This window comes from Streptomyces virginiae, assembly GCF_040638905.1.
Lineage (GTDB): Bacteria > Actinomycetota > Actinomycetes > Streptomycetales > Streptomycetaceae > Streptomyces > Streptomyces virginiae_B.
Window position 1 is genome coordinate 414,917 of record NZ_JBEZYV010000002.1, and the last position, 23,863, is coordinate 438,779.

The 23,863-nt window shown below is 72.5% G+C and carries 25 protein-coding genes; 9 read left to right on the plus strand and 16 right to left on the minus strand.

Annotation, left to right across the window (positions count from 1 at the left end):
- Positions 1 to 152: 152 nt before the first annotated feature.
- The 4 genes from AB0F82_RS05410 to AB0F82_RS05425 form a co-directional block, all read right to left on the minus strand.
- The gene (locus tag AB0F82_RS05410; RefSeq protein ID WP_362624251.1) at positions 153 to 1,127 is read right to left on the minus strand and encodes an electron transfer flavoprotein subunit alpha/FixB family protein; all 975 of its coding nucleotides are present in this window, start codon (positions 1,125 to 1,127) and stop codon (positions 153 to 155) included.
- Between the two features lie 60 nt (positions 1,128 to 1,187).
- Complete coding sequence (locus AB0F82_RS05415; RefSeq protein ID WP_030030595.1) at positions 1,188 to 1,973, minus strand: electron transfer flavoprotein subunit beta/FixA family protein; 786 nt, start codon at positions 1,971 to 1,973, stop codon at positions 1,188 to 1,190.
- A gap of 200 nt (positions 1,974 to 2,173) precedes the next feature.
- On the minus strand, positions 2,174 to 2,713 hold the full coding sequence (locus tag AB0F82_RS05420; protein WP_362624253.1) for a flavin reductase family protein: 540 nt from the start codon (positions 2,711 to 2,713) through the stop codon (positions 2,174 to 2,176).
- 284 nt (positions 2,714 to 2,997) lie between these two features.
- On the minus strand, positions 2,998 to 3,390 hold the full coding sequence (locus AB0F82_RS05425; protein ID WP_436842039.1) for a TlpA family protein disulfide reductase: 393 nt from the start codon (positions 3,388 to 3,390) through the stop codon (positions 2,998 to 3,000).
- Between the two features lie 220 nt (positions 3,391 to 3,610).
- Here AB0F82_RS05425 and AB0F82_RS05430 point away from each other — a divergent pair, with 220 nt between their 5' ends.
- Positions 3,611 to 4,333: a lysophospholipid acyltransferase family protein gene (locus AB0F82_RS05430; RefSeq protein ID WP_356811333.1), complete on the plus strand. Its 723-nt coding sequence runs from the start codon at positions 3,611 to 3,613 to the stop codon at positions 4,331 to 4,333.
- A gap of 52 nt (positions 4,334 to 4,385) precedes the next feature.
- Here the strand turns inward: AB0F82_RS05430 and AB0F82_RS05435 are convergent, their stop codons facing one another.
- The 7 genes from AB0F82_RS05435 to AB0F82_RS05465 form a co-directional block, all read right to left on the minus strand.
- Positions 4,386 to 4,805, minus strand: a complete 420-nt coding sequence (locus tag AB0F82_RS05435) for a hypothetical protein (RefSeq protein ID WP_362624255.1) — start codon at positions 4,803 to 4,805, stop codon at positions 4,386 to 4,388.
- Between the two features lie 126 nt (positions 4,806 to 4,931).
- Positions 4,932 to 5,564 (minus strand): transglutaminase-like domain-containing protein, encoded by a 633-nt coding sequence (locus AB0F82_RS05440; protein WP_362624257.1) that lies wholly within the window; start codon positions 5,562 to 5,564, stop codon positions 4,932 to 4,934.
- Positions 5,565 to 5,659: 95 nt separating this feature from the next.
- Positions 5,660 to 6,721 carry a threonine aldolase family protein gene (locus AB0F82_RS05445; RefSeq protein WP_356811336.1) on the minus strand — a complete coding sequence of 354 codons (1,062 nt, stop codon included), beginning with the start codon at positions 6,719 to 6,721 and terminating at the stop codon, positions 5,660 to 5,662.
- Positions 6,718 to 7,479 carry an SDR family NAD(P)-dependent oxidoreductase gene (locus tag AB0F82_RS05450; protein WP_356811337.1) on the minus strand — a complete coding sequence of 254 codons (762 nt, stop codon included), beginning with the start codon at positions 7,477 to 7,479 and terminating at the stop codon, positions 6,718 to 6,720. The genes AB0F82_RS05445 and AB0F82_RS05450 overlap by 4 nt, the downstream gene beginning before the upstream one ends.
- 26 nt (positions 7,480 to 7,505) lie before the next feature.
- Positions 7,506 to 8,912: a DUF6421 family protein gene (locus AB0F82_RS05455; protein WP_362624260.1), complete on the minus strand. Its 1,407-nt coding sequence runs from the start codon at positions 8,910 to 8,912 to the stop codon at positions 7,506 to 7,508.
- Between the two features lie 81 nt (positions 8,913 to 8,993).
- Positions 8,994 to 10,076, minus strand: coding sequence for an alpha/beta hydrolase (locus AB0F82_RS05460; RefSeq protein ID WP_362624262.1), 1,083 nt, complete (start codon positions 10,074 to 10,076; stop codon positions 8,994 to 8,996).
- Positions 10,076 to 11,197, minus strand: coding sequence for an LLM class flavin-dependent oxidoreductase (locus tag AB0F82_RS05465; RefSeq protein ID WP_356811340.1), 1,122 nt, complete (start codon positions 11,195 to 11,197; stop codon positions 10,076 to 10,078). Before AB0F82_RS05465 ends, AB0F82_RS05460 begins: the two co-directional genes overlap by 1 nt.
- Before the next feature lie 64 nt (positions 11,198 to 11,261).
- On the opposite strand from AB0F82_RS05465, the gene AB0F82_RS05470 reads away from it, so the two are divergent.
- Both AB0F82_RS05470 and AB0F82_RS05475 read left to right on the plus strand, forming a co-directional pair.
- A complete protein-coding gene (locus AB0F82_RS05470; RefSeq protein ID WP_362624264.1) occupies positions 11,262 to 11,891 on the plus strand; it encodes a PadR family transcriptional regulator in 630 nt (209 codons plus the stop codon).
- 191 nt (positions 11,892 to 12,082) lie between these two features.
- Positions 12,083 to 12,775 (plus strand): glycerophosphodiester phosphodiesterase, encoded by a 693-nt coding sequence (locus tag AB0F82_RS05475; RefSeq protein ID WP_356811342.1) that lies wholly within the window; start codon positions 12,083 to 12,085, stop codon positions 12,773 to 12,775.
- 33 nt (positions 12,776 to 12,808) lie between these two features.
- Here the strand turns inward: AB0F82_RS05475 and AB0F82_RS05480 are convergent, their stop codons facing one another.
- On the minus strand, positions 12,809 to 13,348 hold the full coding sequence (locus AB0F82_RS05480; protein WP_362624266.1) for a GNAT family N-acetyltransferase: 540 nt from the start codon (positions 13,346 to 13,348) through the stop codon (positions 12,809 to 12,811).
- Between the two features lie 130 nt (positions 13,349 to 13,478).
- Between AB0F82_RS05480 and AB0F82_RS05485 the strand changes: the two genes are divergently transcribed.
- The 4 genes from AB0F82_RS05485 (at position 13,479) to AB0F82_RS05500 (ending at position 16,495) form a co-directional block, all read left to right on the plus strand.
- A complete protein-coding gene (locus AB0F82_RS05485) occupies positions 13,479 to 14,033 on the plus strand; it encodes a DUF5134 domain-containing protein (RefSeq protein WP_362624268.1) in 555 nt (184 codons plus the stop codon).
- Between the two features lie 81 nt (positions 14,034 to 14,114).
- The gene (locus AB0F82_RS05490; protein WP_362624270.1) at positions 14,115 to 15,053 is read left to right on the plus strand and encodes a M56 family metallopeptidase; all 939 of its coding nucleotides are present in this window, start codon (positions 14,115 to 14,117) and stop codon (positions 15,051 to 15,053) included.
- A 62-nt stretch (positions 15,054 to 15,115) separates the two neighbouring features.
- Positions 15,116 to 15,763, plus strand: a complete 648-nt coding sequence (locus tag AB0F82_RS05495) for a phosphatase PAP2 family protein (RefSeq protein WP_362624272.1) — start codon at positions 15,116 to 15,118, stop codon at positions 15,761 to 15,763.
- 102 nt (positions 15,764 to 15,865) lie between these two features.
- Positions 15,866 to 16,495, plus strand: a complete 630-nt coding sequence (locus tag AB0F82_RS05500; protein ID WP_362624274.1) for a TetR/AcrR family transcriptional regulator — start codon at positions 15,866 to 15,868, stop codon at positions 16,493 to 16,495.
- An 11-nt stretch (positions 16,496 to 16,506) separates the two neighbouring features.
- Here AB0F82_RS05500 and AB0F82_RS05505 read toward each other — a convergent pair whose 3' ends face one another.
- Positions 16,507 to 18,003 (minus strand): LVIVD repeat-containing protein, encoded by a 1,497-nt coding sequence (locus tag AB0F82_RS05505; RefSeq protein WP_356811348.1) that lies wholly within the window; start codon positions 18,001 to 18,003, stop codon positions 16,507 to 16,509.
- 63 nt (positions 18,004 to 18,066) lie between these two features.
- On the opposite strand from AB0F82_RS05505, the gene AB0F82_RS05510 reads away from it, so the two are divergent.
- Positions 18,067 to 18,774 (plus strand): DUF305 domain-containing protein, encoded by a 708-nt coding sequence (locus AB0F82_RS05510; protein WP_436842040.1) that lies wholly within the window; start codon positions 18,067 to 18,069, stop codon positions 18,772 to 18,774.
- A 52-nt stretch (positions 18,775 to 18,826) separates the two neighbouring features.
- Complete coding sequence (locus AB0F82_RS05515; RefSeq protein ID WP_362624276.1) at positions 18,827 to 20,212, plus strand: FAD-dependent oxidoreductase; 1,386 nt, start codon at positions 18,827 to 18,829, stop codon at positions 20,210 to 20,212.
- A gap of 425 nt (positions 20,213 to 20,637) precedes the next feature.
- Here AB0F82_RS05515 and AB0F82_RS05520 read toward each other — a convergent pair whose 3' ends face one another.
- From AB0F82_RS05520 to AB0F82_RS05530, 3 genes are all read right to left on the minus strand, one after another.
- Entirely contained in the window at positions 20,638 to 21,000 is a 363-nt protein-coding gene (locus AB0F82_RS05520; protein WP_356811350.1) for an ArsR/SmtB family transcription factor, read from the minus strand.
- A 132-nt stretch (positions 21,001 to 21,132) separates the two neighbouring features.
- Entirely contained in the window at positions 21,133 to 22,242 is a 1,110-nt protein-coding gene (locus tag AB0F82_RS05525) for an NADH:flavin oxidoreductase/NADH oxidase (protein WP_362624279.1), read from the minus strand.
- Between the two features lie 79 nt (positions 22,243 to 22,321).
- On the minus strand, positions 22,322 to 23,662 hold the full coding sequence (locus AB0F82_RS05530) for a wax ester/triacylglycerol synthase family O-acyltransferase (RefSeq protein WP_362624281.1): 1,341 nt from the start codon (positions 23,660 to 23,662) through the stop codon (positions 22,322 to 22,324).
- Positions 23,663 to 23,863: the final 201 nt, after the last annotated feature.

Below are 23,863 nucleotides of genomic sequence, written 5' to 3' on the forward strand. Positions count from 1 at the left end.
AGCTTAGATCCGCATAGCAGAATTTAGTCACGCGGTTCCGCTCCGTCAATGGTCCCTCGGCCGTCCCGGACAAACGACTCGGGGCCGCGCGGTGAGAATCACCACACGGCCCCGAAGAAGCGGTGCTACGAAAAGAAGCGCAGGTCAGGCGGTCAGCCCTTGCGCGCCTTGATCTCGTCGGTCAGCTGCGGGACGACCGTGAAGAGGTCGCCGACCACGCCGTAGTCGACGAGGTCGAAGATCGGGGCCTCGGCGTCCTTGTTGATGGCCACGATGGTCTTCGAGGTCTGCATGCCGGCCCGGTGCTGGATCGCGCCCGAGATGCCGGAGGCGATGTAGAGCTGCGGGGAGACCGACTTGCCGGTCTGGCCGACCTGGTTGGTGTGCGGGTACCAGCCGGCGTCCACGGCGGCACGCGAGGCGCCGACGGCCGCACCGAGGGAGTCCGCGAGGGCCTCGATGATGCCGAAGTTCTCGGCACCGTTGACACCACGGCCGCCGGAGACCACGATCGCGGCCTCGGTCAGCTCGGGGCGGCCGGTCGACTCGCGCGGGGTGCGGCCGGTGACCTTGGTACCGGTGGCCAGGGCGCCGAAGGTGACGGCGAGCGCCTCGACGGCGCCGGCGGCCGGAGCGGCCTCGACCGGGGCCGAGTTCGGCTTGACGGTGATGACCGGGGTGCCCTTGGAGACGCGGGACTTGGTGGTGAACGAGGCGGCGAAGGCCGACTGCGTCGCGACCGGACCCTCGTCACCCGCCTCCAGGTCGACGGCGTCGGTGATGATGCCGGAGCCGATGCGGACCGCCAGGCGCGCGGCGATCTCCTTGCCCTCGGCGGAGGAGGGGACGAGCACGGCGGCGAGGGAGCCTGCGGCGGACACGGAGTCGTACGCGGCCTGCAGCGCGTCCACCTTCGGTACGACGAGGTACTCGGCGAACTCGGGGGCGTCGGCGGTGAGGACCTTGACCGCGCCGTGCTCGGCGAGCACCGCGGCGGTGGCGTCGGCACCGGCGCCCAGGGCGACGGCGACGGGCTCGCCGATGCGGCGGGCCAGCGTCAGCAGCTCGAGGGTGGGCTTGCGGACGGCGCCGTCCACGTGGTCGACGTAGACGAGAACTTCAGCCATGGGACTGCTCTCCTGCTATTGCGAAGTGTCTGGGGGCGTTGAGAGGAATGGCCGAAGCTCTTAGATGAACTTCTGGCCGGCCAGGAACTCGGCCAGCTGCTTGCCGCCCTCGCCCTCGTCCTTGACGATCGTGCCGGCGGTGCGCGCCGGGCGCTGCGCCGCGGAGTCCACCGCGGTCCAGGAGCCTTCCAGACCGACCTCGTCGGCCTCGATCTCCAGGTCCTCCAGGTCCCAGGACTCGACCGGCTTCTTCTTCGCGGCCATGATGCCCTTGAAGGACGGGTAGCGGGCCTCGCCCGACTGGTCCGTCACCGAGACGAGCGCGGGGAGGGAGGCCTCCAGCTGCTCGCTCGCGGTGTCGCCGTCGCGGCGGCCGGTCACGGTGCCGTCCTCGACCTTGACCTCGGAGAGCAGGGTGACCTGCGGGACGCCCAGGCGCTCGGCCAGGATCGCCGGGAGGACGCCCATGGTGCCGTCGGTGGACGCCATGCCCGTGATGACCAGGTCGTAACCGGCCTTCTCGATGGCCTTGGCGAGCACCAGCGAGGTGCCCATGACGTCCGTGCCGTGGAGGTCGTCGTCCTCGACGTGGATGGCCTTGTCGGCGCCCATCGACAGCGCCTTGCGCAGCGCGTCCTTGGCGTCCTCGGGACCAACCGTCAGAACGGTGATCTCGGCATCGTCGGCCTCGTCGGCGATCTGCAGCGCCTGCTCGACGGCGTACTCGTCGAGCTCCGACAGCAGGCCGTCGACGTCGTCACGGTTGACGGTCAAGTCCTCGGTGAACTGCCGGTCGCCAGTGGCGTCGGGCACGTACTTCACACAGACAACGATCCTCAGGCTCACGCCGGCTCTCCTACCGCATCGTCTTTTCGTGTACCGCCTTATGCAGGCAGCATAGGCGCCTTGTCGGGCGGATCCCGATCGGGGCGGCCCGCGCCCCGATGGGAATGTTACTCGTCAGTACACCGTGGGTCCCACCAAGTCGCAAGGTCGGCGAACTGTGATCTGCCCAACGCCGCCCGACCCGCCCCAACAGGGACGATTCAGTCGCGCAGCGCGTTGAAGCGCCCCTGGTGGTACAGCAGGGGACGGCCTTCTCCGGCGGGGTCCCCCACGACCGCCTGAGCGATGATCACACGGTGCTCACCGGCGGGCACCCTCGCCACCACCCGGCAGACCAGCCACGCCAGCACGCCGTCCAGCACCGGAACCCCGTGCGGGCCGGCGGCCCAGCCGGTGGCGGGCCCGAAACGGTCCGCTCCGCTCCGTGCGAACAGGCCCGCCAGCTCCCGCTGGTGCTCGCCGAGTATGTGGACGCCGAGGTACTCGCTGTCGCGCACCGCCGGCCAGCTGGAGGCACCGGTGCCGATCGTGAAGGAGAGCAGCGGCGGGTCGGCGGAGACGGAGTTCAGCGAGGTGGCGGTGAAACCCACCGGCCGTCCGCCGTCCTGGGAGGTGATGACGGCGACTCCGGCGGCGTGCTGCCGGAATACGGAGCGCAGGAGGTCGGGCGAGCCGGGACGGCCGGCGCGGGAAAGGGGGGAAGCGGCCGTCGGGACCGTCGGGACCGTCGGAGCACTCATCAGGGTTCTGCCTTCTGCCGCAGACGCGCGGGCACAGTGGGGATCACGGGCGGGTCGTTCAGTGATCCTGACAGCGCGCGCTCGCGTGGCGGACGAGGTCCACATGAGGCCGTCCGTGGAGCAGGAGTTCATACCGCATGCGGCCAGCCTGGCGATCTCCCGTGGACCCAGTCAAGCGGGATCGGGCAGATGTCAGGCGCGTCACGCGGTGTGCGGGCGCGCGCACCGGCGCGCCCGGGCTCCCGGTTGCGGGCCCTCCGCCGGCCGCACCGCCCGCCGTCCCTTCATACCGCGGCGCCGAGCGCGGCGATCACGTCGGCCTTGCGCGGCATGCCGGCCGCCCGCCGCACGATCCTGCCCGCGGCGTCCAGTACGAGCACGGTCGGGGTCTTCTCGATCCCCAGGGCCCGCACCAGGTCGAGGCGCTCCTCGGCGTCGATCTCGATGTGCGCGACTCCCTCGACCATGGACGACACCTCGGCGAGGATCCGCCGCGTGGCCCGGCAGGGCTGGCAGAAGGCGCTGGAGAACTGCACCAGGGTGGCCCGCCGGCCCGGCTCCGCGCCCAGTTCCGCGGCGCCCAGCAGCGCCGGCACGCCGTCGGCCCGACTGCCGGCCCGACCGCCGGACCGGTCGTCCCGTCCGTGTTCCCGCCCGAGCACCCGCACTCCCGTCACCGCTGCCGCCTTCGTGTACGTACATGATCGTCGTACGCTCGTACGTGGATGGACACCCGGCGGGCCCCGGGCATTCCCGGCGTGACGAGAATCTCCCCGGGCACGGGCGTCTGGACTGGCCAGCGGCCCGCGTTTGGGGCACCATCCCCAAGAGTCGCGTACCTACGCTTCCGTAACTTCCGGCCGGGAGCACCTCCCCAGGCAGAAAGCGGGTCTCCCCATGGCTGAGTTCATCTACCCTCCGGTGATCGGTGCCGCGCACGGGCTGTTCCGGGCGCTCGACATCCGCATCGACATGAAGGGCACCGAGAACATCCCCCGCAAGGGCGGTGCGGTCCTGGTGTCGAACCACATCGGCTACCTCGACTTCATCTTCGCCGGCCTGACGGCGCGCCCGCAGAAGCGCCTGGTGCGGTTCATGGCGAAGGAGTCGGTGTTCCGGCACAAAGTGTCCGGCCCGCTGATGCGCGCGATGAAGCACATCCCGGTGGACCGCAAGCAGGGCGAGACGGCGTACCAGCACGCGTTGGAGTCGCTGCGCTCCGGTGAGATCATCGGGGTGTTCCCCGAAGCGACGATCTCCCAGTCCTTCACCCTGAAGAGCTTCAAGTCGGGTGCGGCCCGCATGGCGCAGGAGGCCGGCGTCCCGCTGATCCCGGTGGCGCTGTGGGGCACCCAGCGGCTGTGGACCAAGGGCCGTCCGAAGAACCTCAAGCGCAGCCACATCCCCGTGACGATGCGCGTGGGCGAGCCGATCGAGGCGCCCACGGACCAGTACGCCGGGGCGATCACGCGCCGGCTGCGCGAGCGCGTGCAGGAGCTGCTGGACGCGGCCCAGCGCGCCTACCCGGAGAAGCCGCGGGGTACCGAGGACTCCTGGTGGCTGCCGGCCCACCTGGGCGGTACGGCGCCGACCCCGGCCCAGGTGCGCGAGGCGGGCTGAGCCCCTCCCGCGCACGGTGCGGCTCCGCCCCCGAGGGGAGCGGAGCCACCGTTCAGTGCTGGTGGGGCCGACCGCCGCCCCCGGTGCTGTCGGGAGGGCCGCAGGGGGCTTTGACGCACTGCCACTTCGGTTCCTTCGGGACGTGCGGCCCGTGGTCCGAGCCCTTCCCCGGGCTCCCGGGAGGCCCGCACGGGGCGGTGATGCACTGCCACTGCGGGTTCTTCGGGGTGTGCGCCCCACCGTCGGAGCCGCCCTTGCCGGGACGCTTCTTGCCCCACGTGCCGTCCTTCTTCCACGTGCCGTGGTGGTCCTTGCCCGGCCGGTCCTCGTGCCGGTCCGCCACGACCGCGTGCGCGGTGGCGGGGGCGGGGGCGGCGGCGAACGAGGTCGTGGGCACCAGTACGGCTCCGGCGGCCAAAGCGGTCGTGGCCGCGAAGAGGGCCAGGCGTCGCGTTCGAACGGTGTGGGTCATGGTGGTTCTCCTCCGGCGAGAGAGCGGAACGGACATCTCCAGTACGCCCCGCCCCGCGCCGCGCGTCACGCCCCTGCATCCCGTGGCTTGACGGCCGCCGGCCACCCTGTTATCGGGTCCGGTTCGTCAGCATGTCGAGGCCCGTCCCGCAGCGGACCCCTGGAGCGCGGTCGGCAGCTTCCGCCACAGCTCCTGGCGGTCGGCGGACTCCCGGAGGGCCGTGAGCACGGCCGGGTGGGGGGCGGCGTACAGCTCGGGGTGATCGACCTCGCCCAGCTCCGGGCGGACGGGGAAGGCCAGGCGTTCGTCGGCGAGATCGAACCGCGCGTCCACCCCGGGCTTGTTGCCGCGCGGGTCGAGCCGGCTCCAGCGGTCACCGCCCGGCAGCCGCAGGGCGATCAGCCCGTGGACGAGGGGGTTGGAGCCGTCGTCGTCGGCGAGGCGCTGGTAGCACAGCGCGGCCGGGATCCCCTGGGCGCGCAGCAGGGCGACCAGGGCGTGGGACTTGGCGTGGCAGATGCCGTTGCGCGTGCCCAGCACGTCGGAGGCCCGCCAGGTGACCCGCGGGTCCCCGGAGTCGGCCGAGTGCGGGATGGTGTCGCGAACGTACTCGAAGGCGGCCTCTGCGTATGAGTATGCGTCGCCGGTGGTGGACCAGAGGGCTTCCGCTGTTTCCAGCACGAGGGGATGCCAGTGGTCTATGGCCTCGTCCGAGGCCAAGTACGCGAAGGGGTCGGGATCTTGCTGGATCAGCTGCATGGCCCGGAGCATAGGCATGCCACCCACCGGCAATCAATAGATTTACAGCGAGTGGCATACCTATGCAGTTAGGTGGAGGGCTCGACCGTCCGGAACTAGCGGGCGAGTTCCTCCTTGAGGGCCTGGAGGAAGCCGTCCACGTCCTCCACCTGGGTGTCGAAGCCGCACATCCAGCGGACGTCGCCCGCGGCCTCGTCCCAGAAGTAGAAGCGGTAACGCTTCTGCAGACGCCGCGACACCTCGTGCGGCAGCCGCGCGAACACCGCGTTCGCCTGCACCGGGTAGAGGATCTCCACGCCGTCGGTCTCGCGGACCCCGGCGGCGAGCCGCTGCGCCATCTCGTTGGCGTGGCGGGCGTTGCGCAGCCACAGGTCCTTGGCGAGCAGCGCTTCGAGCTGCACCGACACGAAGCGCATCTTCGACGCGAGCTGCATCGACATCTTGCGGATGTGCTTCATCTGCCGGACAGCGTCCGGGTTGAGCACGACGATGGCCTCGCCGAACATCATGCCGTTCTTGGTGCCGCCGTAGGACAGCACGTCGACGCCGACCGTGTTCGTGAAGGTGCGCATCGGCACGTTGAGCGAGGCCGCGGCGTTGGCTATCCGGGCGCCGTCGAGGTGGACCTTCATGCCGAGCCCGTGGGCGTGGTCGCAGATGGCCTTGATCTCGTCCGGCGTGTAGACCGTGCCGAGCTCGGTGTTCTGGGTGATCGAGACGACCTGCGGCATGGCGCGGTGCTCGTCCTCGAAGCCCCAGGCCTCCTGGTCGATCAGCTCGGGCGTGAGCTTGCCGTCCGGGGTGGGCACGGCGAGCAGCTTGAGCCCGGCCATCCGCTCCGGCGCGCCGCCCTCGTCCACGTTGATGTGGGCGCTCTTGGCGCAGATCACGGCGCCCCAGCGGTCGGTCATCGCCTGGAGGGCGGTGACGTTCGCGCCGGTGCCGTTGAAGACCGGGAAGGCCTCCGCGTACGGTCCGAAATGGCTGCGGATGATCTTCTGCAGGTGTTCGGTGTACTCGTCCTCGCCGTAGGAGATCTGGTGACCTCCGTTGGCGAGGGCGAGGGCCTCCAGGACCTCCGGATGGACGCCCGCGTAGTTGTCGCTGGCGAAGCCGCGCACTGCCGGATCGTGGTGCCGGCGGGCATCGGTCTTCACGGTTGCGGAGTGAGCCACAGACGCTGTCCGTTCACATCGATGGCGGGCCGTTCCCACACGCCGGCGATGGCCTCGGCCAGCTCCTTCACGTCGGTGAAGCCCGCGAACTTCGCATTGGGACGCTCGGCGCGCATCGCGTCGTGCACCAGTGCCTTGATGACCAGGATCGCAGCTGCCGCGCCGGGGCCCTCGTCACCCCCCGCCTTGCGGAAGGAGTCCGCCATGGCGAGGGTCCAGGCCTCGGCGGCCGCCTTGCCGGCGTTGTAGGCGGCATTGTTGGCCACCGGCTTGTGCGCACCGGACTGGCTCACCAGGACGTAGCGGCCGCGGTCGCTGCGCAGCAGCCCGTCGTGGAACGCCAGCGAGGTGTGCTGGACGGTGCGGATGAGGAGCTTCTCCAGAAAGGCCCAGTCGGCGAGATCGACGTCGGTGAAGGTCTTGCTGCCGCGCCAGCCGCCCACGAGGTGGACCAGTCCGTCGATCCGCCCGAACTCCTTCTCGGTGTGCTCGGCCCAGGCCTTGGTGGCGTCCAGGTCGAGCAGGTCCACGGTGTCACCGGTGATCGTGGCGCCGCCGTGGGCGTAGCGGGCCGAGTCCACGGCTTCCGCGAGGCGCGCCGGATCGGCGTCGGACGCGACGACGGTCGCGCCCGCCTCGGCGAGGCGGAGCAGTGCGGCGCGGCCTGCGGGCCCGCCGGCCCCGGCCACCGCCACCACTGCTCCGTGCAGCTTTCCGTTGCCGTTCCCGGAGCCGTTCATCTGTGCAGCCTCCTGTGGGCGAGTGCTCACGCGGCGACCCGCTCGGCGTGCTCTGCGTTCAGAGCGGTGATGCCCTTGGTCGAGGCGATGGTCGCCTTGAGCTTCTTGGCGAGCGCCTCAAAGAACATGCTGAGCGGAAACTCGTCCGGAAGCACGTCGTCGACCAGCTTGCGCGGCGGCTGCGTCAGGTCGAGCGCATCGGCGCCCTTGGCCCACTTGGAACCCGGGTGCGGGGCGAGGTAGGTCGAGACGAGCTCGTAGGCCTTCAACCAGTGGACCAGCTTCGGGCGGTCGATGCCGGCCCGGTAGAGGTCCTCGATCTCGGCGCACAGCTGGTTGGTTACCTGCGGGGCGCGCATCCAGTCGATCTTCAGCTTGTTGTCCGTCCAGCGCACGACGTCGTGCTTGTGGAGGTAGGCGAAGAGCAGCTGGCCGCCGAGACCGTCGTAGTTGCGGTTGCGGTCGCCCGAGACGGGGAAGCGGAACATCCGGTCGAAGAGGACGGCGTACTGCACGTCACGGCCGTGCTCGTTGCCCTCGGACTCCAGCTTCACGGCCTCCTTGAAGGCGGTGAGGTCGCAGCGCAGCTCCTCCAGGCCGTACATCCAGAACGGCTGGCGCTGCTTGATCATGAAGGGGTCGAACGGCAGGTCGCCGTGGCTGTGGGTGCGGTCGTGGACCATGTCCCACAGGACGAAGGCCTTCTCGCAGCGCTCCTGGTCGTCGACCATGCGCGCGATGTCCTCGGGCAGGTCGATGCCCAGGATGTCCACGGCCGCCGCGGTCACCTTGCGGTAGCGGGCGGCCTCGCGGTCGCAGAAGATGCCGCCCCAGGTGAAGCGCTCCGGGGCCTCGCGCACGGCGATGGTCTCCGGGAACAGCACGGCGGAGTGCGTGTCGTAGCCGGGGGTGAAGTCCTCGAAGGTGATGCCGAGGAAGAGCGGGTTGTCGTAGCGGGTGCGCTCCAGCTCGGAGAGCCACTCGGGCCACACCATCTTGAGCACGACGGCCTCGAGGTTGCGGTCCGGGTTGCCGTTCTGCGTGTACATCGGGAAGACGACGAGGTGCTGCAGGCCGTCGGCGCGCTCGGCGGCCGGGTGGAAGGCCAGCAGGGAATCGAGGAAGTCCGGCACGCGGAAGTCGTCCGCGGCCCACTTGCGCAGGTCGCCGATGAGCGCCCGGTGGTACGCGGCGGCGTGCGGGAGCAGCGGGGACAGCGCCTCGACGGCGCCGATCACGCGCTCGACCGCGGCCAGGACGGTGGCGCGGGCGTGCTCGCCCTCGGCCTCGAAGTCGATGGAACCGTCGGCCGCCTGCCAGGGCCGGATCTCCTCCACGGCGGCCTTGAGCTCGGGCCACGCAGGGTGGTCTACCACCCGCGCCCCAGCGGATATCACGGCACCGCCGACGCCCGGCACAAGAGTTTCCGTCATGTCACTTCCTCCACAGGAGAACCTCACGTCCGCACAGCGTATGCGTGCGAGGCTCTCCCGCTCAAGAGGCAATTCGGGAAATTATCCTGCGTCACCCCCTCCTTCACCGAAAGTCTTCCCGTTCGTCAGGGTGGAACTGATAGCTCCGCCCAGTCGCGCCAAGGCTTCACATGCCTGTGGCAGTACCCCGGCCAGTCCCAGGAAGCCGTGGAACATGCCGGGGTGGCTGTCCAGAACCGACCGGATCCCGCTCCGCGTCAGCCGGCGGTGGTAGGCATGGCCGTCGTCCCGCAGCGGGTCGCACCCGGCGACCACCAGGTGGGCGGGCGGCAGCCCGGTGAGGTCCGCGCGCAGCGGGGAGGCCAGCGGGTGAAGGCCGTCGCCGCCGGGGCCGAGGTACTGCTCCCAGAACCAGCGCATGTGCCCGGCGGTCAGGAAGCAGCCCTCGGCGGCGGTCCGGTACGAGCCGCGCTCCCGGGAGGCGTCCAGTGCGGGATAGGCCAGTGCCTGGAGCGCGACGGCCGGTCCCCCGCGCTCGCGGGCGAGCAGCAGCGAGGCGGCCGCCAGGTTGCCGCCGGAGCTGTCCCCGGCCACGACCAGGGCTGCCGGATCGCCGCCCAGCTCGTCGAGGTGGCCGCCGGCCCAGCACAGCGCCGCGTACGCGTCCTCCACGGCCGCCGGGAAACGGTGCTCGGGGGCCCGCCGGTAGTCCACCGAGACCACGGCCGCGCCGGCCGCCCGCGACAGGTGGCGGGCGGTGGTGTCGTGGGTGTCCAGGTCGCACAGGACCCACCCGCCTCCGTGGCAGAACACCACCGTCGGGCGGGGCGCCGGCCACCGCTCCGGGTCGGGCAGGTAGATCCGCACGCGTACGGGCGGGGCGCCGGGCGGACCGGGGACGGTGCGGTCCCGGGTGGCCCCGACGCGCGGCCGGCCGGCGGGCGGACGGGAGGCGGCCGCCAGGATCCGCCGGGCCTCGTCGGCGCGGGTGACGCCGCGGCCGAGGTCCGGGAACGCGGCGGCGAGGGCGTCGACGTGGGGCACGGCGGCCGGGTCGAGGCGGCTCCGGCCCCGGTCCCCGCCCCGGCTCCGGCCCCGGTCCCCGCCCCGGTTCCGGTCCTGGTCCCCGCCCCGGTCCCCTTCCCTGCCCGTGGCTGCGGCCATCACCGGCTCCGGAAGTGCGGGATGACCTTCTCGCCCCACTGGCGCAGGGTCTCCATGCACACGTCCTGCTCCACCGTGCCCATCTGGATCAGGCACATGATCTCGTCGGCCCCGGCCTCCCGGAGCCGCTCCACGTAGGCGATGGCGTCGTCGGCGGTCCCGTAGGCGTGGTCGGCGTTGAAGGTGGCCGTCGAAGTCGGCCGGACCGGGATGTCCAGCTCGTGCAGCCGCGCCACCACCTGCTCGGCGGCCCGGCGCATCTCCCCCGCCTCGTCGGCGCCCGCGACCACGGCCTCGTCCGGGACGCCCGCGCCGCCGTACCAGTGGCCGATGGACTGCGCGAAGAAGCGCTGGCCCCGGATGCCGGTCCGCCGCGCCTGTTCGCCGTCGTCGAGCACGATGGTCGGACACAGCACGGAGAAGTGGTCGTTCACGACCGTGGACACGAAACGGCTCCCGTCCCGCCCGGCGATCGCGGCGTCGTAGACGGACCGCATCCGCGCGATCGAACCGGGTCCGGCGAAGCCCATCACCAGCGCCCCGATGCCCAGTTCGGCGGCCTGGACCAGGGTCTCGCCGCGGCTGCACGCCAGGAACAGCGGCGGGTGCGGGGTCTGCCGCGGCCGCGGCAGGATGGGGTGCGGATCGATGTCGATCAGTTCGCCGTGGTACTCCAGCTCCTCCTCCTGCCAGGCCCGGCCGATGATCCGCAGGGCCTCCTCGACCTCCGCCGCGGTCCGCTCCTTGTCCACCCCGCACAGCGAGGTCTCCTGTTCGGTGCCGCCGCGCCCGGCGCCGAGGTCGAGGCGCCCGCCGGAGAGCAGGTCGAGCATCGCGGCCCGCTCGGCGACCCGCACGGGGTGGTTGAAGTTGAAGGGCATGCACACCACGCCGTGCCCGATGCGTATGGTGTGCGTCCTGGCCGCGACCCAGGTCAGGAAGATCTCCGGGGCCGACATGTGCGCGTACCACTTCAGGGAGTGGTGCTCCACGGCCCAGATCCGGTCGAATCCCATGCGTTCGGCGAGCACCGCCTGCTCGACGCAGTCGCGGATGAGCCGGTGCTCGCGCTCCACCGTCGGATCGGCCAGCTGCGCTTCGAAGATGACGGAGAACTTCACGGTGCCTCCAGGGTTGCGTCCCGTGCCCGGTCTTACTTCAATTCGGAATATGACTAGTAGTCACATGTCGAAGAAGCAAGAGAAGAAGCAGGGCCCGGGCCTTCCGCCGACCGCCTGGGCCGTTCTCGGCCTGCTGTCCTTCCCCGGCGAGCGCACCGGCTACGAGCTGAAGAAGTGGGCGGACTCCTCGCTGCGCTTCTTCTACTGGTCACCGGCCATCAGCCAGATCTACGCGGAGCTGCGCCGTCTGGAGGAACTGGGGTACGCGTCCTCCGCCCGCTCGGGGCCCGAGGAGGTACGGGCCAAGCGCCGCTACTCCATCACCGCAGCCGGGCGCGGGGCGCTGTCCGGGTGGGCCGCCGACACCGCGGTGGCGGGCCCCCCGGTGCTCAAGCACGGGCTGCTGCTGCGGATCTGGCTCGGCCACCTGGCCGAACCGGCGCGGCTGCGCGCGATGGTCGGCGAGCACATGGAGCGCACCCGGGGCGAACTGGCCGCCGTACGGGAGGCCATGGAGCAGGCGGCCGGCGTGGCGGAGTGGGCCTTCCCGGCCCTCGCGCTGCGCTGGAGCGAGCGGCAGCACCTGGCCGAACTGGAGCTGGGCGAGGCCCTGCTGGACGACCTCGCGGAACTCTCCCCGCGGGAGGCGGCGGGTGGGCGTCAAGGCGGTGGGGACTCGCCCACGCCCGGGTGACGCGGCGGGGCCGCGGAAGGCCCGCCGGGGGCGCACAACCCTGGCGGGAAGCGGTCGGTGGCGCTTCCGCGGGTGCGTGCACGCACGGTCCCTATCCACGACCGGCGCACTAGCATGCGACCTCATCGCGCGCGGCCGGTAGGGACACCGCGACCGCGCGGGGAGCCGCCGTCGACGGAAGCGAGAGAACCTTGACTTTCCTCACCATCGGTCACCGCGGGGTCATGGGTGTCGAACCGGAGAACACCCTGCGGTCGTATCTCCGAGCGGAACGTTCCGGCATGGACGCCATCGCCCTGGACCTCCGGCTGAGCAAGGACGGCGTCCTCGTCGCCGTGCACGACGCCGAGGTGGACCGGACCACCGACGGCTCCGGGGCCGTCGCCGACCTGACCCTGGCCGAACTGCGGGGGCTGGACGCCGGTCAGGGCGAGCGCGTGCCGGTCTTCGAGGAGGTGCTGGACGCGGTCCGGACGCCGCTCCAGGTGTCCGTCGGGGAGCAGGCCGCGGCCACGGCGCTCGCGGAGCTGGTCCTGCGCCGCGACCTGGTCTCCCGGGTGGAGATCGCCTCCGCCGACGGGGCGCTGCTCGCCGAGGCGGCCCGGCGGGTGCCGGGCGTGCGGACCGCACTGTTCGCGGAGCCCCTCGGCGGCGACACGGAGGCCGTCGTGAACCGGGCGCGGGCCGCGGGCGCGGCGACGATCTCCCTGGACATCCACCGCATCGCCCTGGAACTCGTGGAAGCGGCCCACGCGGCGGGCCTGCGGGTGACCGGCCTGGCGGTCGACACCCTGGACCGGCTGCGGCTGGCACGGGCGCTCGGACTGGACGGCGTGACCACGGGCTTCCCGGAGATCCGCAGCACGGGCCGTTTCACCGCCTGATCGGCCGGGGCGGGCAGAGCGTGCGTCCAGGACCTAGAGCGGCTTGACCAGCAGTTCGAAGGCGAGGTCGTCGCGCAGCGGGATGCCGAAGCGCTCGTCGCCGTACGGGAAGGGGCTCAGCTCGCCGGTGCGCCGGTAGCCCCGGCGCACGTAGTAGGCGATGAGCTCCTCCCGTACGTTGACCACCGTCATCCGCATCTCGTCGGCGCCCCACATGTCGCGGGCGCGGCGCTCGGCCTCGGCCAGGATCTCCTTGCCGAGGCCGCCGCCCTGGAGGCCGGGGCGGACGGCGAACATGCCGAAGTAGGCGTGGTCTCCGCGGTGTTCGATGTGGCAGCAGGCCACGAGCTCGCCCGCGCGCTCGACGACGAGAAGGACCCCGTCCGGGCCGGCGATGACGGCGCGCACCCCGTCCGGGTCGGTGCGCTGTCCGTCCAGGTAGTCGGCCTCGGTGGTCCACCCAGCCCGGCTGGCGTCCCCGCGGTAGGCGGACTCCACGAGCGCCACCAGTTCCGGTACGTCCGCCTCGACGGCGCTGCGGAAGCTGAGGGCTGCGGACTGGGCGGTCGACATGGGCGCTCCGTTCGGTGCGGTGGCATATGACATGCCTGGGACGGCGGGGAGAGCCTATCCCGGAGCCGCGTGAGCCCCGCGCGAGAAGGGCATCTCTCCCCGTGACGCCGACGAACCGGGAGGTTCCGCCGTGCACGGATCCGCCTCGCCCCTGTCCGCCTCCGTCTCCTCCTGGCTGCTGGTGCTCCTGTGCGCGGTGAGCGGTGCGTACTGCCTGCGGCGGGTACGCGGGTGGGGTGGAGCCGCCGCCGGTGAAGCGGTGATGGGGTTCGGCATGGCGCTGATGGCGGTGCCCCTGGGGGGCGGCGGCGAGTGGCGGACGTCCGTGCTCGGCGCGGTCTTCTGCGCGGCGGCCCTGCACGCCCTGTGGCTGCTGCGGGGCGGGGCGCACCACGCGCACCACCTGGTCGGGTCGCTGACGATGGTCTACATGGCCGCCGCGGCGGGATCCGGGCACGGGCACGGCGCGGGGCTGCCGCTGCTGACGGGCGCGCTGCTGCTCTACTACGCCGGCTACGTGGTGCTCGGCGGAACGCGGCTGATCACCGCGGGCGGTTCGGCCCCCGGGCCCCCCGGGCCCGTCACGCAGGCCACGCACGCCGCCCACGCCGCGCCCACGGAGCTGATCAGGGCCTGCCGACTCGCCATGGGAATGGGGATGTTGGCGATGCTGCTGTCGATGTGACGGCGTCCGGGAACGTGTCCTGCGTCACCAATGCCGCCGTCCCATACCCGCAGGTAGCCCCTCGCTCATAGGCTGGTGGCCATGATGGTCCCCGCCGCTCTCCTGATGCTCGGCGCCCTGACCGCGGTGCTCGCTCCCCGTCTGCTGGCCCGGGCCCAATGGACCGAGCGCGAACCGGTCGTGGCCCTGTGGGTGTGGCAGTGCGTCGTCGGGGCGGTGCTGCTGTGCTTCGGACTGTCCATGCTGCTGAGCGCCGCCGCGGCCTGGCAGGCGGTCCGGGGCCGGCTCTTCGCCGTCGCCCCGCACGGGGTGGTCGACGCCTACGCCCTGGGCGCGTCCGGCGGCCCCTGGGCCGCCGGGACCGCCCTCGTCCTCGCGGGCGGCGGCCTGTGGACCGCGGCGATGCTGACCGGGGAGGTCCTGCGGGCCCGGGCCCGGCGGCGCGCGCAGGGCAGCGAGCTGCTGGAGCGGGCTCCGCTGCTGCCCGGGGAGGACCCCGCCGGCGCACGGCTCGTCGTACTGGAGGGCCCGCGCCCGGACGCCTGGTGGCTGCCGGGAGCGGCCCCGCAGCTGGTGGTCACGACGGCGGCGCTGGGCCGGTTGAAGGGCAGCCAGCTGGACGCGGTCATGGCGCACGAGCAGGGGCACGCGGCGGCCCGCCACGACTGGCTGCTGCACTGTTCGCGGGCGCTGGCCCGGGGCTTCCCGCAGGTACCGGTGTTCGCGGCCTTCGAGGCGGAGATGCACCGGCTGGTGGAACTGGCCGCCGACGACATGGCCTCGCGGCGGTTCGGGCGGCTGACGGTCGCGCTGGCGCTCGTCGGACTCAACGAGGACCGCGGGGTGTTCGCCGCCTCCTCGGCGGCCCAGGCGCACGTCCCGCAGCGGGTGCGCAGGCTGCTGTCGGCGGCGCCCCGGCTCTCGCCCGGCCGCCGGCTGCGGCTGACGGCGCTGGCCACCCTTGCGCCGGCGATCCCCCTGCTGGTGGCCTTCGTACCGGGGCTGAGTGCGCTGACGTGAGCGGACACCCCGTCGGGGTGTCCGGCTACCGCACGGGCGGCCGCCGGTGCAAGGATCCCCGTATGCGGAACGATCACTTTCGGTGGGTGGGGATCGGCTGCGCGCTGCTCGGGGCGGTGTTGACCGCCCTGGTGGTGGCGGGCTGGCAGCCGCTGCTGGCCTGGGACGGCCGGGTCGCGCAAGACCTGCACGCCCACGCCGTCGTCCACTCGGGGGTCACGCGGTCCATGCGGGTGCTCACCGACTGGGTCTGGGACCCGTGGGCCATGCGGGCGCTGGCGGCGGTCGCCTGCTTCCTGCTGTGGTGGCGGGGTGACCGGGAGAGGGCGCTGCGGGTGGCGCTGGCCGTGGTGGCGGCGACGGTGGTGCAGCAGGGGCTGAAGGCGGCGGTGGGGCGGGAGCGTCCGGTGTGGTCGGACCCGGTGGACTCGGCGCACTACGCGGCCTACCCCTCCGGGCACGCCCTGACGGCGACGGTGGTGTGCGGGATGCTGCTGTGGCTGATCCCCCGCCCGGCTCCGCAGTGGGCCCCGGCCGCCTGGGCCTTGGCGGCACTGTCGGTGCTCGGCGTCGGTTTCACCCGGCTCCACCTCGGCGTCCACTGGTTCTCGGACGTGGTGGCGGGCTGGCTGCTGGGCGCGGCCCTGGTGGTCCTGGCGACGTCGGCATGCGTATGGCGCGGGCGCGACGGCGAGCGGCCGGAGCGCTGAGGATGCGGCGCGCCTGCCCTGGATGATCCCCCGTGTCACCCAGAGCAGGCGACCCCGTGCGCTGAGTACATTGGCCGTGAGCCAGTCAACGCAGGAGTAAGCATGTCCCCGCGCAGCGCATCGGTCAATGAAGAATTGCGCAGACGTTCCCGGGAGCGGCTGCTGCAGTCCACGGTGGAACTCGTCGCCGAGCGCGGCTACGAGGCCACGACGCTCGGCGACATCGCGGACCGGGCCGGCACGGCGCGGGGCCTGGTCTCGTACTACTTCCCGGGCAAACGGCAGTTGCTGCAGTGGGCCGTGCACCGGTTGATGCACCTCACCCTGCACGCCGCGCTGGAACGGGAGCCCCGCAGCGAGGACGGGCGCGAGCGTCTGGCGCGCGCCGTCGACGCGGTCCTGGGGCTCGCCCGGGACGAACCGCTGCTCATGCGGACGCACGTGGCGGGCATCCTCGCGGCCGACGGTTTCGTGCAGTGCCCGGAGCAGCGGCGGCTGGCCGAACTGCTGCGGGACACCCTCGGCCGGTACGGCTCGGCCGACGTGGACGCTGACTATCCGCTGCTGCGCGCCCTGCTGATGGGCGCGGTGGTGGCGGTCCTGCTGCCCGGGGCCCCGATGCCGGCCGTCCGGCTGCGGGCGGAACTGTTCCAGCGCTACGGGCTGGACTGGGAGCTGGGTGTCCCGCCGGACGGCGGACCGCCCGGCGGAACGTCTCCCTCACACCTCTGACCTCACGCGGTTCAGTGGTATTCGGGCTGGGTCTGCACGTTGAGCCGGTCCATGCGGACCCACTTGGCGCTGTCGGTGCGCCGGTCGTCGAGCCGCAGCACGTCGAGGCCCTTGGCGATGTCGTTGGAGTAGATGTGCCCGTTGTAGTAGTAGGCCGACCAGGATCCGCCGAGGCCGAGCCGGTCCGTCGTCAGCGGTCCGCGCTCGAAGTAGGCGATCTCCCTGGGCCGGTCGGAGTCGGTGAACTCCCACACCGAGACACCGCCCTGGTACCAGGCCTGCACCATGATGTCGCGGCCGCCGCCGACCGGGACCAGCGAGCCGTTGTGGGCCACGCAGTTCTCGGTGTCGGCCTGGTGGCGCGGAATCTTGAAGTAGCTGCGGAAGGCGAGTTTGCGCTGGTCGCCGCGGCCGGTGATGTCGTAGATCCCGTCAGCGCCCCGGTCGGGGCCGGTGGCCTCGTTGCAGGTGGCGCCGCCACCGCCGCCGAGTTCGTCGGTGAACACCACCTTGTTCGCCCGCTCGTTGAAGGTGGCCGAGTGCCAGAACGCGAAGTTCACGTTGTCCTGCACCCGGTCGATGACGCGCGGCTGCTCGGGCCTGCTGATGTCGAAGAGGATGCCGTCGCCCATGCAGGCGCCGGCGGCCAGGTCCTTCGACGGCAGCACGGTGATGTCGTGGCAGCCCGTCGTCTTGGAGACGCCCGGGTTGGTGGGCGCGCCCGGGTTGCCGCCGTCGGGGAAGAGCACCGGGAAGGCCACGACCGCGGCCTTCGTCGGACTCTTCTTCGGGACCTTCACCACCGAGATGCCGTCGTGCGGCGGCTTGCAGTCGGGGAAGGCCTCGTTCGGGGAGTAGGAGGCGACGTAGAGGTAGATGTCCTTGCGGCCCGGGACCAGGGTGTGCGTGTGGGAGCCGCAGGCCGTCTCGACGGACTTGATGTAGCGGGGGTTCTTCTTGTCCTTGATGTCGAAGATCTTGATGCCCTCCCACGAGGACTTCTCCGTCGCCGGCTGCGAGACGCTGTTGCAGGAGTCGTCGCTGCGGGAGGAGTCGGTGGAGAGGAAGAGCAGGTCGCCGTCGACGGAGATGTCGTTCTGCCCGCCGGGGCAGAGCACCTCGGTGACCTTCTTCGGCGCCTGCGGGTTGGCGATGTCGTAGATCGTGAAGCCGTTGTAGCTGCCCGCGTAGGCGTACCTGCCCTGGAACGCGATGTCCGAGTTGATCACCGTGGGGTCGGTGGAGGGGATGTTGGCCAAGGGTTTGATGTTGGCGCTGTGCACGATCTCGTCCTGGCCGGGGATGCCGCCCGGGGCGAGTTCCCCGCCGTCGGAAGGGGCGGCGCTCTGGTGGTTGCCGTGGCCGGGCGCCAAGTCGCCCGGGTCGGGGGTGGCCGCCGCCGGTCCGGCGGCCAGGAGGGTCGTGAGGAGTCCGGCCGCTGTTGCGACCACCCCCACCCTCCTCTTGTGCGCTCTCCTGGTGTGTAGCGAGGTCACTGTGCCTCCCATGGGAGCCCGATCGGTTCCTTCCGCGGGGGAACGGAACCAGGACCCCGGCAGTATCTTCCCTTCATGGACATGGCAAAAGACCCCCGGGGCCGCGAGGCCTCGACCGTGCGGCCCCTCCGGTTCGCCGCGGCGATGGCGACCGCCGGCCTCCTGCTGACACTCACCGCCTGCCAGGACGACGGGGCGGACCGGGCCGACGACGGGCGGGCCCCGATCGTCGCGCCGGGCCGGCCGGGCGAGAAGTCACGCACCCTGACCCCCGAACAGGCCGCCAAGGCGAAACCCGACGACAGCCCGAACGCCGCCGACCACTCCTACGTGCAGCGGATGATCGAACACCACCGGCAGGCGCTGACGATGAGCGCGCTGGCACCCGAGCGGGCCTCGGCCGATCCGGTCAAGCGGCTCGCCGAGCGGATCACGGCCGCCCAGAAGCCCGAAATCGGCGCGATGCAGAAGTGGCTGGCCCGCCACCCGGCACCGTCGGCGGGCACCGGCGGACCCTCCACCGGTCACGGCCACGGCCATGCCCAGGACCACGGTTCGATGCCGGGCATGGCGACCGAACAGCAGCTCAAGGAGCTCACCGACGCCAGGGGCGCCGACTTCGACCGGCTCTTCCTCACGCTGATGACCGCTCACCACGAGGGGGCCCTGACGATGGCGGGCGAGGCGCTGGCCGGCGGGAACAACCTGGCCGTCGAGGAGATGGCCAACGAGGTGGTGGCCACCCAGAGCGCCGAGATCCACCGGATGCGCGCGATGGGCTGACTGACGCCAGGGCCGGTGTCATGCTGGGACCACCTGCGGGAGGAGTTCCGCCGTGCTTCGTGTCGCCGTCGTCGGATCGGGCCCCAGCGGGGTCTACGCGGCCCAGACGCTGGTCCAGCAGCGCGAGGTGCCGGGTGTGCGGGTGGACGTACTGGACCGGCTCCCCGCCCCGTACGGGCTCGTGCGCTACGGGGTCGCGCCGGACCACGAGAAGATCAAGTCACTGCAGGGCAGCCTGCGCACCGTCCTTCAGGACGAGCGGATCCGCTTCCTCGGGAACATCGAGGTCGGCGGGCCCGCCCTGCCCGCGGAGCGGCTGCTGGACCTGTACCACGCGGTCGTGTACTGCGTGGGCGCGGCGCGGGACCGGATGCTGGGGATCCCCGGTGAGGAACTGGCCGGGGTGCACTCCGCGACGGCTTTCGTGTCCTGGTACAGCGGGCACCCGGACGCCGCCGCCGAGGTCTTCGACCTGCCCGGGGCCGACGCGGCTGTGGTGGTCGGGGCGGGCAACGTCGCGGTGGACGTGACCCGGATCCTGGCCCGCGGCCCGGCCGAGCTGGCCCCGACGGACATGCCGCAGCCGGCGCTCGGCGCGCTCGCGGACAGCGGGGTGCGCAGGGTGTCGATGGTGGCCCGCCGCGGGCCGTCGCAGGGCAAGTTCACCACCAAGGAGCTGCGGGAGCTGGGCACGCTGCCGGGCGTGGACGCCTGGGCGGACCCGGCCGAGCTGGCGCTGGACCCCCTGTACGCCGATCCGGGCGCGGCCGCCGCGCTGCCGGCGGTGGCGCGGCGCAATCTGGAGGTGCTGCGCGGCTGGGCCGGGCAGGCTCCGGCCGAGGGGCCGCGCCGCATCGCGCTGCGGTTCTACCTGCGCCCCGTGGAGATCCTCGGCGGGCCCGACGGGCGGGTCGCCGGGGTGCGCTTCGAGCGGACCGCCCCCGACGGCCGCGGCGGGGTGACCGGGACGGGTGTCCACGAGGACGTCGAGGCGCAACTGGTACTGCGCTCGGTGGGGTACATGGGCGTGCCCCTGCCCGGGCTGCCCTTCGACCCGGCGAAGGGCACGGTTCCGCACGCGGCGGGACGGGTGCTGCGCGCGGGCCGTGCCTCGGTCGGCGAGTACGTGGCGGGCTGGATCAAGCGGGGCCCGACCGGGGTGATCGGAACGAACCGCCCCTGCGCGAAGGAGACCGCGTCCTCGCTGCTCCAGGACGCGGGGGCGCTGGCCCGTCGCGAGCTGCCCGGGGACCCGCTGGACGCCCTGCGCGCGGCGGGCCTGAGCCCGGTGGAGTGGCCGGGCTGGCTGGCCATCGAGTCGGCCGAGGCGGACCTGGGACGCTCCCTGGGCCGCCGCTCGGTCAAGATCCCGGACTGGCCGGGCCTGTTGGGCGCGGCCGGGCTGCGGGGCACGGGCCGGGGAGTGTCGTCACAGTAGCGTCGGCCGCCCGAGGGGCGGGGCCGGCGGGGCCTGGTGCGTACGATCGCAAGGCGGAGGAGGGAAGGGCTGTCCCGTACTTTCCGGTGGACCAGCGCGCGGCGTCAGATGCGGTACGCCGCAAGGCGGAGGAGCGTCCTGATGCCGGGCGTATCCAGGCGTTCCGACAGCGCGGCGGGGTGCCGTAGCTGTCGTCATGGGCCCGCCGGGGACTACGGGACAGCCCTTGGGTGTCTTTGGATCACGCCGGGCGCCGCGGGGCCGGCGTGATCGGCGAGAGACACCCCCCTTACGGGGGGGTCCGCAAAGCGGCGCCGGCCGCCCGAAGGGGCGGGCGCGCCGGGCAGGCGGGACTCCGCGGGCAGGAGTAAGGGCGGCACGGGCCAGGGCCCGGCTTCCGGATCTGGCCGGCCCCCGGTGGGGCGTCAGGCGCCGGTCGTCACGCGGGTGAGCCGGGACGACTCGGCCGCGGCCGCCGTCAGGATGCTGTCGAGGAGGCCGGGGAAGAGCGCCTCGAGGTCGTCCCGGCGCAGGGCGTTGAGCTTGGTGGTGCCCCGGTAGGCCTGGCGAACGACGCCGCTCTCCCGCAGGACGCGGAAGTGGTGGGTGGTCGTGGACTTCGTGACCGGCAGGTCGAAGTGCGAGCAGGCCAGGTCGTCCGCCGAGCCGGCCAGGTCCAGGACGATGGAGAGCCGCACCGGGTCGGAGAGGGCGTGCAGCACGCCCTCCAGGCGGATCTCGGCCGCCTCCGGGTGGGCCAGGGTGCGGGAGGTGTCCCGATCCGTCATGTCCCTGCTCCGCTCACTCGGCTTGGTCCCGGGCCCCCATGGTACGAGAGTCGTCGAAGGAGACGTGGGGCTCGGGGAAATCGGCGGGAACGCATGGTGCGGCCGCGGCTCCGGGCCGCGGCCGCAGCGCCGTCACCAGGATCGGTGGTACTGCTCGGGCGTACGGATCTCCGCGCCCAGCTCATCGGCCGCGCGCCGGGCCCAGTACGGGTCGCGCAGCAGCTCGCGGCCCAGCAGGACCGCGTCGGCCTCGCCGTTGGCCAGGATCTTCTCGGCCTGCTCCGGCTCGGTGATCAGGCCGACGGCGGCCACGGGAAGGGTCGTCTCGGCCTTCACCCGGGCGGCGAACGGCACCTGGTAGCCGGGGCCGAGCGGGATGTCCACCCCGGGGGCGAGGCCGCCGGTGGAGACGTCGAGGAGGTCCACGCCGTGTTCCTCCAGGAGCCGGGCCAGACGCACGGTCTCGTCGGCGGTCCAGCCCTCCTCCTCCAGCCAGTCGGTGGCGGAGATGCGGAAGAACAGCGGGAGCTCCTCGGGCCACACCGCCCGGACGGCGTCCACGACCTGGAGGGCGAAGCGGGTCCGGTTCTCGAAGGAGCCGCCGTAGGCGTCGGTGCGCCTGTTGCTGTGCGGGGAGAGGAACTCCCCGATGAGGTAGCCGTGGGCTCCGTGGATCTCGACGACCTCGTAGCCGGCGGCGAGCGCCCGCTCCGCCGCGGCCGCGAACTGCCCGGTGATCTCGGCGATCTCATCGGCCGTCAGCTCGTGCGGCACCGGGTGGCTCTCGGCGAACGGCACGGCGCTGGGGGCGACCGGCTGCCAGCCGTGCGCGTCGGCGCCGACGGGTGCGCCTCCCTTCCAGGTCCGGTCGGTGGACGCCTTGCGGCCGGCGTGGGCGATCTGGATGCCCGGGACGGTTCCCCGAGCCTTGAGGAAGCCGGTGATCCGGCGCAGGGCCTCGACCTGGGTGTCGTTCCAGATGCCGAGGTCGTACGGGGAGATCCGGCCCTCCGGGGAGACCGCGGTGGCCTCCTGGATGATCAGGCCGGTGCCGCCGACCGCGCGGGCGGCGTAGTGGGCGAAGTGCCAGTCGTGGGCGACACCGGCGTCCGGCCCGAAGGCCTCGGCGCTGTACTGGCACATCGCGGCCATCCACACCCGGTTCGGGACGGTGACCGATCGCAGGGTGTACGGCTCGAACAGGGCGGCGAAAGCGGCGGGTACGGCGGGGGCAGCACTCATCGGGGCTCTCCAGAGGTCACCGGGCGCGCCGGGATCGGCGGCTAAGTACGAGGATCACCATACTACGAATCCTCTCGTACTACGAGACCTCCCGTACAAGTGCGTCGAGCTCCGCGCGCAGCGCGCCCGCCAGCGCCGCCAGGTCCGGAACGGCTGCCGCGTCGGCGACCAGCCCGTAGTGCACGGTCCCCTTGTAGGTGGAGACGGCGATCGCAAGGGACTGGCCGCGGGCCAGCGGGGCGAGCGGGTAGACCTCGTGGACCCGGCTGCCGCCGAGGGAGAAGGTGAGGCCGGGCAGGGGGACGCTGGTGACGAGGATGTCGTAGAGCAGCCGGGCCGCCTGGGCGACGAGGGGGCCGCCGAGCCGGTGGCCGAGGGGGTGGACGTGGTCGGCGAGGAGGGCGACGGCTCCCGCGCCCCGGGCCGGTCCGGCGTCCTTGTTGCGGTCCATGCCGGCGCGTACGTGGTCCAGCCGGCGCAGCGCGTCGGGCTCGGCCAGCGGCAGCCGGAGCAGGTAGCCGGAGAGCCGGTTCCCGGCGCCTGCGCCGCCCCGGGGCCCGCGGCGGCGGGACACGGGGATCAGGGCCCGCGGCCCGGCCCCCAGGGGTTCGGGGTCGCCGCGTTCCGCCAGCCAGCGCCGCAGGGCGCCCGCGACCAGGGTGATCAGCACGTCGTTGACGGTGCCGCCGGCCCCCTTGCGGATCAGGTTGACCTCGTCCAGGTCGAGGGCGAGACCGGCGACGGTACGGGTGCCCGCGCCGGCCGGGTCGGCCGTCAGCGCGGCCGGGACCCCGAGCGGCAGTCCGCCGCGGGCCATGGCGGCGCCGATCTCCAGGGCCTGGCCGACGCCCTGGACCCGGGCGGCCAGGGCTCCGGGGAGACGGCTCAGGACGGAGCCGGCCCGCTGTCCGGGGACCGGGCGCACGGGCGCCCGCGGCCCGGGGACCTCGTCGAACAGTGCCGCCGCGAGGGCGAGGGCGCCCAGGCCGTCGGCGAGGGCGTGGTGGAACTTGAAGAGCACGGCGAAGGTGTCCGGATCCGGCCCGGCCAGCACGTGCGCCTCCCAGGGCGGCAGCTCCCGGTCCAGCGGACGGGCCATCAGCGGCCCGGCGAGCTCGTGCACGCGGGTGCGGTCCGTGCGGACGAGGAAGACGTGCCGTGCCGGGTCGAAGCCGGGGTCCGGCGACCATGCGGCCGCGCCGAGTGGCAGCAGTACGTCCCGGATCCGGCGGCGCAGGCCGGGCACGGCGGCGCAGCGTGCGGCCAGGAGCGCGGCAGCGCGCTCCGCGGCGTGCCCGTCGCCGGAGCCGGGGTGTCCGGCGGCGCGGAAGACGGCGAGGGCGCCCAGGTGCATGGGGTGGTCGGCGGTTTCCATCCGCCAGAAGGCGAGGTCGAGCGGAGACAGGTGCTCGGTGGCCACATACGTCCTCTCACGTGCGGCAAGCAGTGGCTTGAAGTCAACCCATCGCGAACACCCCTATGCAAGGCGCAATCATTTCCGAGTGGTAAATGATCGGTATAGATCATCCGATGTGAGCTGCGCCGCGCCCGCCGGGCCTCTGTCGGTGGGCGGGTGCAGACTGGCCGGAAAGATGCTCCGCGAAGAAGGCGACGAGGTCCG